Origin of the sequence: Bartonella sp. AP258QHHD, from assembly GCF_042196145.1 — a bacterium.
Classification (GTDB): domain Bacteria; phylum Pseudomonadota; class Alphaproteobacteria; order Rhizobiales; family Rhizobiaceae; genus Bartonella.
Window position 1 is genome coordinate 56,976 of sequence record NZ_JBHIPR010000058.1, and the last position, 13,543, is coordinate 70,518.

Below are 13,543 nucleotides of genomic sequence, written 5' to 3' on the forward strand. Positions count from 1 at the left end.
GTGTTTTTTTGCGTTTATCACAAATAAATGTTTCATCACACTAAGATCGTCTTTAAGTGTTGCGGCTAATTTCGGAAAAATTAGGAGGAAACATTTGTTTGGAAATTACGTTCTCTGTTTTAATAAAGAGAAAAACATTCTGAATAGAATTATTATCGTTTCATACTCAAATGTTTTTCTCAAACTATTTTTAAAAAATTTCTTTTGATTTGAGAATATTATAACATTAGTTAAGTTGTGAGACAGTTTTGCTAGGACGGTTTTGCTGGATGTGTGAGGAATTGAGCGCTCTCCACATCTTTTCATTTTTCTCCTCTCTTTTCTGAGTTTGCAAGGTTTTTCCTTGTTATTTTTTTATCTTAATTGTGTCGTGATATTATCATGTTGAGCGGTGGAGCGCATATAAAACTTTACGTATGAGGTGTTTTTTGTTCTCGAGTGTGTGATGAATGTTTTTCTGAATAACACTTTGATTTATAAAAATAATTTAATTATTTTATACTGAATAAGGATCTCGAATAACGTAAGATTCTCTTATTCCAAATCTGTTCTCGGTTGAATTAATTAAAACCATCTTCTTGCATGGTACAAGCGGGGAGAGCCGTGTGGATAAAAACTGTTGAAGAAAGACGTAAAAATGCCTTTTATGAATTATCTCAAGTGCTAAAGGTTTGTTGGCAACATTTGGGGCTGGAAAAGTGTGTGATGCTGCTGGTTTATTCTCTCATAAGGGTAAAGATGGTGTTCAATAGATTATCATAAGCTTCATGAAATATTATTCTTTAGAATTGTGATATGCCCTGAAGGGGAAATTTACTCAATAAAGAGACAAATTATTTACAGATCATATCTGATAGAAAATTTCGTTTTTTAAGGTGGGAGTGAAGTTGAGATTCAAGATAGCGTGAAAAGACGGACACTGATGGTTAAAAATGCATACAAAAAGCAGAGTTTATACTCAAATAGTTGCAAGCGATGTTTGAAATTGGGTGTGTGGTTTATCTGTAGAATTAAAATTTTGCTTTGCTCTTATGTGAAATTAAGATGCTCATTTGCACAGATTATAAAAAGCCAAAAGAGTATGCTTAGTATATTTCTATTACGAGAACTAAAATAACAACAAAAGCATTGATGGTGATAATCAAGGTTGAATAAAGCATAGCGGCTTTTACGAGATCAGCCATAAAAACCTCTTTCTGTTCTTTTTGAGGTGATTTTATGAATAACAATATGTTACAATCTGTAATATATGCTGATACAACATATTCGGCAAGCTTAAAATCGTTCCTTTTTTTATAAAAGCTTAAGGAGTTGGAGTATTGTGAATCCTAAAAAAGAAAGCTTTAAAAGGACTATTGATTGATTTTGTAAGTTTTGTGTTGCTGGAAACTTTTTTTATCCTGTTATGCTATAAAGCACTGTCATTTATAACGGTAATATAAGACATATAAGTTTTCTTGGAACGTTTAAGTATTTTTTAGTGTACGATGAATATTCGTAGGTTTATTTGTTGAGTCTTTCGTTTAAGTGAAGCAGATGAGGGGAAAGTCAGGAGAAGATCGTTTGACAAAAATTCGGACTGCGTACAGAGCCGATTGAGTTAAGATCTTAGTCCTTTAAGGTGAGCGGCGGAAGATAAAAATGTTTTCTGATCGTTTATCTCATAGCAAGATTGGTTAATGCTGCTCTAATGGGGCATGTTTTGCACAAAAGTAAAGAACGCTCCAAAAGAAATATACTTATGTTGTATATTAGTATATTTGTATTGCATATTTATGTACTTGTTTTAAAGAAATATCTCTTAACGCACACGAAAGACATTTTACGATGACATTCGTAAATGGTATAACGGTAAATGTGAATAGTATAACAGTAAAGCTCTCATGAAATAATATAAACTTTGAATAATATAAAAATCTATAAAATGCTATCATCTTTATACTTATGAAAGAGCAAGTCACAATCATCGTACGCTTGCTTCCAATGTTTATTATAGTTCTTGGCATTTGCTAAGGTTCATAAGAAGTCTTTTTCTTTCAGCGTATTTTATCAACACATCAGGGCGTTGTTTGTGATGTGCAAGCAAGTGATTTTAATTTATTCAACATGGAATAGATTTGAAATGTGATGATTATGAAAGAGAAGAGCTGCATTTAAAAGGTTGAAAACGAGAGAAAGATCGTAAACAAAAATTGTACCTTGATTATAAAATGATTGTTTCTCTGTTTTTATACCAGTAGCACATGTAAAGTCGCGATATTAAGAGCAAACTGTGTTATGGAATGAAATAATCTGTAAGAAGATGCTGTGAAAATTCTGAAAATATCAATGGGGGGAGCGTTAAGCATTATGCATTGGATAATATTTTGATTTATAGATGATAATCTATCGTTATTCAACTTGAATTAGATTCCTTAATACTGGAAATTTTTTCATTCCAAATCTGTTTCGTGGTGAATTAACCAAAACAACGTCTTTTGCAGTTACAAGCAGGGAGCTCCCATGCGCAGAGAAATTGTACAAGAAAGGCCATGCTTTATGAACCGTCTCAAGTGCCAAGGGTATCAGAACATAAGGGGTTAGAAAAATATGTGATGGTGCTGGCTTGCTTCTTTTATTAAGCGTAAAGATGGAAAGTGCTCAATGGATTTTATACATGTCATGGAAGATTTATCATTATACCATTGATGGGCCGCGGTGCGAAATAGGCTTGGGTGCACTTAAGAGATATTTCTTTAAAACAAGCGCGTAAATATGCGATTGAAGACGTATCGAACTGATTGGCTAAGAAACTCTTGAAAAGGTTCAAAAAATCTTATATAGTCGTTCATTGCAAAGAAAAGCGAATGATAATTTAAAAAAGGAAGATTGATGGCTGTTTAGCTATTTGAAGATGTCTTTTTTTATATTGCTGTATGGCTGATCTGTTCAAAAGAACATTCTTTTTGTGTTTTATGCGAAATACTGCATGTGTGCAGAAAGAGCATGGGAGAGGGGGTGTCCTTTTGAATGGGTGCAAACTGATCTTGTTGGGCGCCATCTTATGGGGCGCTGGAAGGTATACAAGTTTAAGTGCAGAGAGAGCCATAAGGTTATGGAGGGTAAAGTGCTTCTATCAGTAAAATGCTGAAATTTTTAATGGGCTTACGTCTTTATATGCTGCAAGATAGACTGCGGTTTTTTGTCGGCAGATATTTTTTGTGGCTGAAGTTCTCGTGAAAGCATTGTTATTTTCTGTTGAAGATGAGCTCGTGATAAAATCGGCAAAGATAAAATCGGCAAGGCGAAATAGACAGAGCAAATATGGAAGTTTCGATATTGCTGTAAGGTTTAAGTCTATAGCGTTTTTATGGACTAGTATAGCCGCAATGATGGTTTTGGAGCAAAGCAAGAAAAATATTTGAGAGAACGCGTTGAAAGTTGAAGTGGTATACGCTTTGAAGGATTGTCGTGCTGTTGTTTGAGCAATGTTTGCACCACGAGCTTGGTTGAGTGTATCAGCATTGAAGAGAACCTGTTTAGTCTCCCTCATTTGAAAGTAAGATTGAACAATAGTGTTGAAGGGGAAGTAAAAATGTCTGTAGTGCAATATGGTGATGATAGTTTTGCGGCAAAAGCAAAAGTTCTTGATAACAACCTTATTGATCGTGATTGGGCGATGACAAAATTTGTTGCTGCTGTTAAAGGATTAGCTCAAGTTGTTGATTATGAAAGCAATATGCTAGAGAGCAGTGGTGTTCCAGATTACGAAGAAATAAATTTGCGTAAAATACGTGGTTTGCGTGATCTTAATAAATCCATGAGTGATGTGAAGCGCTATATGAATCAAGATATTGAGCATGAGGTTGAAAGTTTGTTGTCTGATTTACAAGAAAAATTACAGCGTAATAGTGAATTACTTCAAACACATTTAAATGCAGTTAATGATCTTTCTAGAGCTATACAACTATCTGGACGTGCAAAAGAAATAGAGGAATGATCAAATCTGCTTAATACGGGCTGTTCTAAGTCATGACAATGATTAGGTAGGGCAGTTGATTTGGATAAATAGTGCGTTTAGTGAGTAGACGTGTTTTAAGTGCATTTTGGTATTTAAATTATTATCCTGATGTACTGTAAAACGCTGTTCTTAAAACAATGTCTTTTAAGGTGTCGTGATGTGAACCGCATGCGGTGAGAAGCTGGCTAGAAGAGAATTCAGAGAAGGCGGATTATTTACAGAGAATTGTTTGCAGACTAAGTCAGTAGGGAGCTTCATTTTTTAGTTTAGGGAGAGAGGCGATCAAGAGAATATTTAGACCAGCCTGTGATGCCTTAAAAACAGCTTCCTTGGGGCTGTGGTAATGTAAGGTTTATAATTGAGTCTTTTGCTTGCATTTAGCAGATCTGGCGGCGACTTACTCTTCCTTGCTTTAAGGCAAAGTACTATCAGCGCTGGAGCGTTTCACGGCCGAGTTCGTGATGGGATCTGGTGCGTTCACTCTGCTATAACCACCAAGTCAGCAAAAAGCATGAATGATGAAGAGTATGTGATGAATATTGCCTATAAGCTTCATGGAAATATTGTCCTTTAAAGTGTGGTGATATGACGCGGTTCGTTGTTTAAATCTATATGCTTGAGATAAAAATTAAAGCGGTTTATTATTTCCTTCTGCTGTTTTTAGTTTTTGTATGTCAGATTGGAGAGAGCATCCAGATCTGAGTGGATATAGTGCGTATATCTTTGTTGGCGTAATATTTGAAATGGGGAGGCAATCTCATTGGGAAAGAATAAAGAGGTAGAAATCAGCTTCCCTCTGTTCCGCCGTTCTTTAATTTAGCTTTATGTCTTTCAAAAGTATCTAAAGCACTATCTGTTAAATAATGAAGATTCCGCATTGTTTCACGCTTTTTTTATTGTGTTTTTTACTGCGGGCATGTCCTTCATGCACGACAAAATACTCAAAATAGAATGGATTTGTTATTCCTAATTCACGGCCTTGTTTTAAAGAGATATCTAAGCTCTCAAGTCTATTTCGTGATGGTGTTTGTGGGGCGGCGCAACGACATCTTTGATGCAACGGTGCTTGTGAATGGTATAATAAGAAAGTTCCCATGGAAATAATATAAAATCTATAGGGCGCGACCATCTTTATGCTTAATAAAAGAGCAAGTTGATATTGTTATATTTTTCAACACTGTCATATTCTTTGTTTGATCCCAATGTTGCTACAGCCCTTGGCACTTGAGATAGTTCATTAGAGGCATTTTTAATCCTTTCTTAATAGTTTTTTATCCCTATGGCTCTTCTCCCTTGTCACTTGTAAGAGATATGGTTTTTGTTGATTCAACATGGAACAGGTCTAAAATGAAAGAATCTGACGATATTCTGGATTCTCATTTAACATGGAAAAAAATTAATTGTCTTTATAAATCAATATCTTGTCTTATAATGGAGCTGCTGTAGCATTGAGATTTTAGAGGAAAAACTTGCCTTTAAGAATTTATACCAGATACTAGTCTTTATAGCAGGTATATTAAATGTATATCATCTAAAATAAATGGAGCGTCCACAGCGAAGAAGGGGCTGCCTTTTTTTAAATCGGCATGAATGCTTATTCTGTTGTGCTGTAAAAACATCATCGCTTGAGGTGTGGTGATAATATAAGACATAAAATTTTATGCATGGGGTATTTTGATGAGAGAATGTTATGGTATTTAGTTTTTTATTCAATATGCAAAAGAAATATTATAAGTCAAAATCTTCTTTGATGTGATAATGATTTTTGAGAATTAAAAAAAATATATAAATTTAAATAAAAAAGCAGCACTTTGTGCTGCCTTTTTTATTTAAGTTAAAATTAACTTCTGCTTTAGAAACGATAACGTATTCCGCCAGACAAATTGGTGCCAGATACACCGGCTTTTTGCAGTTTTTGCCGATAGCTGATATCGGCGTTTAGTACGATATTTTGAGAAAGATATGCATTCACCCCCATGCCTCCCTCAACTGAAGAGCCGGTAGGATCAACATGAAAGGTATCAGCAATTTTTATTGTTTTACCATCGCCAAAAGTTCTGATAACATTCATTTTACCATAGAAGGAAACAGCCTTGTTTTCTTCAACAGCCATTATCGTTTTTGTTAAACGTCCACCAAAACGGATCAACCATTGATGTGGATTGCCCATGTCTACTTTTAAGCCATTGGTATCTGAGAAAATATCAAACATGAGATTTTGATAAATGAATTGAGCTTGTGGTTCAAAGACCAGCCCTTTTGTATTGGTTGCTAATTTCTGACCAATGGTTGCAGATATATTAAGCATCTCGGTACCATCCAATTTGGCGGCATTCCCAACAAGAGCTGTGGTAATATTTCCTTTTAAGGTTCCGTAAGAAAGAAGTGTGTTTAGATATATACCATTGCTATGTTGGATGCTGCTGTAAGCGGCAAGAGACCATTTATCAAGAGTTGTCTTTTCAGAATCTTGCATCTTTTTTGGCGTAAAGGCAAGTTTTCCGTATGTTCCTAAAAGACCAAAATGTGTGCTTATGTCTTTACCTTCCAAGGCGGCTAATATGACACCTAGTTGTAAAGCAGTATAGTTTACATCAGCACCATAGCCATAATGTAATGGATCGCGGTTGGAAGATAAGGTGACTTTCTCGCCATAGGAAGAGAAAAAGATACCATTTTTTTATTGTCTTTTGCCCCAAATACTGTTGTGCGCATATTGTCTAACAACGTGTTTTGATTGTTTACATCAGTAAATCCAGCAGAAAACAAAGTATTAGATATGGTTAAATAGTTTGCTACCTGTGGTAAAAGGGCTCGAACCTTTTTATCCTTATCAATGTAGGCATTCTGTAAGCGAAAATCCCAGAAATTACTGTTTTTACCAAAAAGATTTTGGCTCTCATGAGATGTTCCAGGTTTATAGCCTGTAAGTACATACTTATAAGGTTGTTTCCCTATTGTCATATAGTTTCCTGCTAACGTGAAGGAATTTTCATTTGCTTGTCCGGAAACTTGAATGATTGAAATCCCATGTGTTCCTAAAGGAAGTGACGCCATGTGTTCTCCCCAAACAGCAGAGCTATCGGTTTGGAGATTGATGTGAACAACAGTACTTCCTGAGACATCACCATTAATCACAATGCGATCAGTTTGTTGTTCCGTGATAGGAGAATGTTTATCCCATTGAGTGTTTACATAAATCTCTGCAAGACCCGCTGTACTATAAATCGCTGCTGTGTGAGTTGTTTCGTCTTCTTGCGAAAGATTAGGTCCTATAAACAGAGTTTGATAATGTCCCTCAATGGGCTTGTCAAACATAATGGCACTGTTTGTAAGGTGCAATTCAGAAAGATTAGAGTATGATTTTTCATCAACACCAAACTGTCTATAGTCATTTAAAATATTATCATTATTTGTGGCATTTTTATTCGCCTTTACAAGCCATTTCGTCCTCTCTTTTAGATCAAAAACTGTTCTATTATCTTTAGAAGTTCTTACCCGACCTTCTAAAGAAGAGTGGTCTGCAACTAATGTAATGGTGTTTGTGGAGGCACTTTCGTTCTTGATATTTTTTAATAAAATATCGGCATGAACTTCTGAATTTTTAAGGTTGACTTCCCCGTTTACGCCTGTTCCATAAAGGTTGATACCGCTACCATGTTCAACGAAAAGCTTTGTATTCTCTAGGGTTACTTTATCAGCAATATTGGCTACATCTTGTTCTTGAACGGCATTGGTGTTCCTTTCAGCATTGCGTGTATATCGTTTTCTAGGGGCATTATACGGATTGTTGCGGAAAATAATACCGTCTGCTTCATAATTTCCCGTGACATGGACGCTTGAATCCTTAAGTTTGATTGTGCCCTCCATGTTTACCAAACCAGCTGTTTCTGCTGTTACAGTAATGCCTGTAGCATCAATTTCTCCACCATCTGATACGCTTAGTGCAACAAAACGCGCATCAACTGTTCCCCCTATCATGTTGACTTTTGAATTATTTCCCTCTGCATGTACAGCAAAACCATTGTCTTGAATTTTTTTGTTATGTAGCGTTATAATCTTACCGTTTTTAGCTTCAACTCCAGCGCTTATATCCTCAATTTGTGTAGACTTTTCAGGTTGTTTTATTGGTGATATTGGTTTTTCAATCTCTGATTTTTCAGATATTTTTTGTGCAGATGAAGATTGCACTGGCGCTGGTTTTGCAGATTTTGGTGGTACCAGTAATGTTGGTTTTTCAGTTTCTACTCTTAAAGATATTGGCTGTGCGAGTTCTGGTTCATTAGATGTTGGTATTTGCTCTGTTGTTGGTTTTGTAGGTTCCGTTCTTGTAGGTTCAGACTTTGTAAGTGCTGGTTGTAAATTCGGTGAAGGTTGTGTAGGTTCTGGCTGTGAAGACACAGCAGAATTCGATAGTGTTTTTTCGCTGGAAGAGTCTGCAGAAGAGGAGGGCGCCCCTGAACGTCTTCTAGATTTTGCTTCCATTCCTGTTGTTGAAGATTGTATAATAGGAGTGTTTTGTGTTGTAGGGTTAGATTGTACACCTTCTGTAACTTTAGTCTTTGGTGTTTGTGTACTTCCTTGACTAAGATCAGAGTTTTGTTTTGAAGAAGAAATTATATTTCCAGCTGAATTTCCTTCAAGTTGTGTTTTGGGAGGTAGAGTGCTTGTAGAAGTAGGCGTTGTAAGTTTACTTTCTGTAGAAATAGGGCTTACGCTCGTTCTTGTGGAGCTAGGTGCTGTAGGGGGAAGGAGGCCATTAGGGGTTGAAGATGGATATGATGGCATAACTTGTCCGATTCCATCATATAGATCTTTATACGGATCAAAAACTCCGGATAGATTTATTTGTGACTTGACACGAGCAGGTTGTAGAGAAGAAGAATCTATCGTTGTTGATGGATTTGTACTATGAATAGCATAAGACATACTGGTGAAAGAACAAAACAGAACTCCAGAAACTGTGTATAGTAAGAAGCTTTTTTTCATATGGATGTATTCCTAAAATATTTCTCCCCTCTCTCATAAAAAATAAAACTTTGGCCTCATTATGTCTCTTTTGTAAGAGACAAAACGAAACATAATGAGAGCGCGTTATATTTCAAGATAGGAATACAAGTATTTTTAAAAGTGATAGCGCATTCCAGCGGCAATATTTATTGCAGAGATGCCAGCTTTTTTGAATTTATGTTGATAGCTGATATCACTATGAAGCTCTATATTTTGCGATAAGTGCGCCTGAATACCAAAACCACCTTCAATTAAAGATTCCATAGCAGCAAGCGAAAAGTTTTCACTAAAAGTTTTGATCATGTTCAGTTTTCCGTAGAAGGAAAGGGCATGGCCTTTGTTTTGTGTCAAACGTCCACCAATACGGAGCAACCATTGATGAGGTTTGCTTATGTCTATTTTAGAGTTATCGTCATCTGAGAAAGAGCTCTTATCTGATAAAGAACCAAGCATGAGACGTTGATAAACAAGTTGTGCTTGCGGTTCTAGGATTACACCTTCCAAACTGGTTGACAGTTTTTGACCAACAGTTGCAGCGGCTCCTAATGTTTTACTATTCTTCACTTTTGAGGTATGTTTGATGAGAGCTGTAGCGTGATTTTCTTTGAAAATTCCATAAGAGAGAAATGCACTTGCATAGATGCCACTGTCATGCTGAATATTTCCATATGCGGTGAGTGACCATTTATCAAACATATTTTTTTGAAAGCTCTCCTTGTTTTTAGGAGTAAAAGATAATTTCCCATATGTTCCGAAAAGACCAAAGTTGCTGCTGATATTTTGATCTTTTAGCGCTATTAGTGTTGCTCCTGCTTGCAATGCAGCATAGCGAATATCTGCTTGGATACCATCTTGTTTTGCTTGAACCTTAGAAGAAAAGGTGCTTTTATTGCCATAAGAGGATAAGAAAACGCCTCTCTCTGGATGATCTTTGGGCTCAAACATTGTTATTTGCATATTGTCTAACAAGATATTTTGATTGTTGACATCACTAAACCCAACAGCAAACATCGCAATAGGCATGGTTAAAGAACTTTCTCCTTGTGGTGTAAGAGTTGTGCTTTTTGCTGTTCCATCAAGAGAAGTAGAAGCTGCGGTTGCTTTATCATCATCTGTAAGTTTAGAGGTGCTCTCTGTAGCCGCGGTAGCAGTATTCTCAACCTTTGGGAGCAAATTCATATGCGCTTTTGCTGATGTATTAAGAGTTGTTTTTGATTCCGAGGAAGTGGTGTTTGTTTGGGGATCAATATCAGATTGCGAATTTTCATTTATTTTAGGCTGTCTCATTCCATGACCTGTTCTTATGGATGAAGTGTCCGTTGGAGGAGGGGATGTTTTTTCTTTTCTCTCCACGTTGGTTATTCCATCCGCGTTCAAAGTCTCTAATACTGCTTTGCGTAAAGTATTGGAAAGTTCCTTGTTTTGTCCTTGTAAGGCAGTATCCACTTGTGCCGCCTTATGTAATATTTCTGCTGTATTTTGCAGTTTGTGCCAATCACGATTGTCTTGGCTTACCCATTGTTGGTGTGCAGCATTAACACGCTGTTGGTTATCAGCTTCAAGGATTGCTGCCGCCTTTACGGCATCGGAAACTGCTTTGTCGTAGCCACGTAATAAATTCCCTGCCTTTATCAACCGGCTTTGTCGTAAGTGATCAAGCTGTGCATTGGCCTTCATCATGTGTTGCATATCCAGATGATGATATTTAGCCATAATATTATCTACAGTATTATTCACATCTATAGTATTATCCACAGAGCTATAGAGTCCATTTGAGAATTGTTTATTGACAGATCTTAAATACTCTTCGAGCATCTTCCTAACAGACGAATTATCTTCCATCATGGCGCCAGAGGCTATCTTTTCAAGATTTTTTTCTGCTTGTGTTGGTGTGTTTATTAAATCAATAGCACGGCGATATTGTTCAGGTAATTTCATAATCCCTTCAATGGCATGGCGTTTCTGGGGGCTTAGAGCAGAGGCGGTGCTGGTAGATGTGAAATTAAAAGAAGAAAAAAATAAAGCACAAGCGGCTGTACATAACAAAAGATTCTTATGCATAGAGATGTTCCTTAAGATATTTTCTTTATTTTGCTAAAAATGAACCACTTTTTGACACATTACGGTTTTTTGTAATGTAGTTAAGCAGCACTGTTTTCATCTCAGCGCTGCTTATGCGTCAAAATAGAGAGCTAAGATTTCTAAAAGCGATAACGCATTCCTCCGGAAAAATTAATTCCAGAGAACCCAGCTTTTTGAAGTTTATGTTGGTAATTAACGTCAGCATGAAGTGCGATATTTTTAGAAAGCTGCGCGTTAATGCCAAGCCCACCTTCAAGGGAAGAGCCCATAGAATCGAGATGGAAAGATTCCATAACATCGATAGTGCGCTCCTCACCAAAAGCTTTGATGACATTCAATTTACCATAAAAAGAAAGAACACGATCTTTTTCAATAGGAAGCATTGTTTTTGTTAAACGCCCTCCAATACGGACCAACCATTGATAAGGGGGCTTTATATTAACTTGGAAGCCATCAATATCTGAAAGAGTGCCAAAGGCAATATGTTGATAAATAAGTTGTGCTTGTGGTTCAAAAGACAGCCCTTCAACACCAGTTGCTAGTTTTTGTCCAACGGTAGCTGATATATTTAATGTATCCGTATTGTTTAATTCTGTGGTGTTGCCGATAAGGGCTGTTGTAATATGTCCGTTTAAAATGCCGTAGGAGAAAAGTGCATTAATATAGAGACCATTGTCATGGTGGAGATTCCCATATACCGTAAAGGACCATTTATCCAGTATGCTTTTGTCAGAACCTTCCATGTCCTTTGGCGTAAAAGCGAGCTTTCCATATGTGCCTAAAAGACCAAGATTCGCGGTTATATTTTGATTTTCTAACGTTGTTAATGTCATGCCTGCTTGTATAGCAGCATAGTGAACATTAGCACCATAACCATATTCCAATGGACTACGGCTGGAAGATAACGTCATCTTGTTGCCATAAGTCGATAAAAATATCCCTTTTTGTTTATGACCTTCTAATCCAAAAACTGTTGAGTGCATATTATCTAACAGTGTATTTTGATTGTTTATATCAGCCAAGCCAGAGGAGAATATTGCATTATGCATAACCAAATAGCTTGCCATTTGAGGAACAAGAGCTTTGATTTTTCCTTCATCATCAAGAGTCGCATTTTGTAGACGGAAATCCCAAAACTCTTCACTTTCTTGCAAGAGACTTTGCTGTTTGTCAGCTCTCCCACGGCTGGATGTTGGTCCATAGCCATTTAATACATATTTATAGGGCAATCCACCCATTGTAGTGTAGCCATTTGCCAGCGTGAAGGCGGCTTCCTCTGCTTTTCCAGACACCTGAACAAGTGAGAGACCACGCGCATTCAAAGGAATTGAAACTTCATCATCATCGAATGGTTCTGCACGCTTTGAAAGATTGTTGAAATAGATCGTTGTGGTGCCTGAGACATTACCATGAACGAGAACACGGTCAGTTTTTTGTTGTTCTTTTATAAGACCATTACTCCATTCGGTATTAAAGTAAATCCTTGCGTTGCCCAATGCATTGTAAACCGTTGTTGCATCGGAGCTTCTGTTTTGCTCTGCTTTCGCAGCTTCAGCTATTGGCTGTTTTCCCACATGCAAGGTCTGATACTGATTGTCTGCTAGTTTATGCGGCGCATTAAATATAATAGAGCTATTATTAAGGTTCAATACTGAGACAATAGACTGTGCACGTTGTTTAATATCAGTGAGCAAGTATCCTTTAGAGCTGTCAAATTCTTTGTCTACTTCAAATTGACTAATCTTTAGGGACCACTTGCTGTTATTGTTGAGAGTAAAAATCGTTGTATTTTGAGGTAAAGTCTTTGCTCGTCCTTCTATAATCGAATTGTCAGCGCTTAATATAAAAGTGCGAGGATCGATATCTTTTGAGTTTTCTGGGATTTTATTTTTTAATAATATATCAGAACGAATTTCTGAACTTTTAAGTTCTACCTCAGCAACAGATTTTGCATAATCTGGTCCTAGAATACCAATACCATTTTCAACAAGAAGTTTTGTGTTGGTAAGAATTGCTTTATTGATAACTTTTTCGCCCTCTTTTACTTGGGAACTTGGGATGTAATCAAAAAGGATACCACGACTTTTGTGATGTCCGGAAACATTAATGATTGAATCTTCAATATGGATGATGCCGTTTGAAATTTCTAAACCACGGGAATTTGATTTTCCTACAGTTTTTTTAGCATGAATACGTCCACCTGTTGTTGCGGTAAATAAATTTGAGTCTGAACGCATTGTTGAATTTGTAATGGTGATAAAGGCTTTGTCATCAGCAACCACTGTTGTATATGCGCTGCGGATAAAAACGTTATTAAAGGTTTTTTCTTCTCCTGCTTTGTCCGCACGAGCCATAACCATTGTAGGAGCTGATGTATTTGCATAAGTTGAACCGAAATGAGAAAAAATCAAAGTTCCAGCAATTGTACATAACAAAAAATTTTTCTTATAA

3 protein-coding genes, 1 rRNA gene and 1 pseudogene are annotated in these 13,543 nt (G+C 36.6%); 1 reads left to right on the forward strand and 4 read right to left on the reverse strand.

What is annotated here, in order from left to right:
- The first annotated feature begins 3,574 nt into the window (after positions 1–3,574).
- Positions 3,575–3,979 (forward strand): flagellar protein FlgN, encoded by a 405-nt coding sequence (locus ACFIMM_RS06675; protein ID WP_273790974.1) that lies wholly within the window; start codon positions 3,575–3,577, stop codon positions 3,977–3,979.
- Between the two features lie 405 nt (positions 3,980–4,384).
- Here the strand turns inward: ACFIMM_RS06675 and rrf are convergent.
- From rrf to ACFIMM_RS06695, 4 genes and pseudogenes are all read right to left on the reverse strand, one after another.
- Positions 4,385–4,499: ribosomal RNA gene (gene rrf, locus ACFIMM_RS06680) — 5S ribosomal RNA — on the reverse strand.
- 1,353 nt (positions 4,500–5,852) lie between these two features.
- Positions 5,853–8,989, reverse strand: a pseudogene (locus tag ACFIMM_RS06685) (autotransporter outer membrane beta-barrel domain-containing protein).
- Between the two features lie 135 nt (positions 8,990–9,124).
- Positions 9,125–11,071, reverse strand: a complete 1,947-nt coding sequence (locus ACFIMM_RS06690) for an autotransporter outer membrane beta-barrel domain-containing protein (RefSeq protein ID WP_375682793.1) — start codon at positions 11,069–11,071, stop codon at positions 9,125–9,127.
- A gap of 140 nt (positions 11,072–11,211) precedes the next feature.
- The coding region (locus ACFIMM_RS06695; RefSeq protein ID WP_375682792.1) for an autotransporter outer membrane beta-barrel domain-containing protein at positions 11,212–13,543 on the reverse strand (2,332 nt) is incomplete at its 5' end.

What these genes read in the sequence shown, in the direction of transcription:
- ACFIMM_RS06675 (WP_273790974.1), top strand. Translation starts at nt 3,575, where the DNA reads ATGTCTGTAGTGCAATATGGTGATGATAGTTTTGCGGCAAAAGCAAAA.
- ACFIMM_RS06690 (WP_375682793.1), bottom strand. Translation starts at nt 11,071, where the DNA reads ATGCATAAGAATCTTTTGTTATGTACAGCCGCTTGTGCTTTATTTTTT.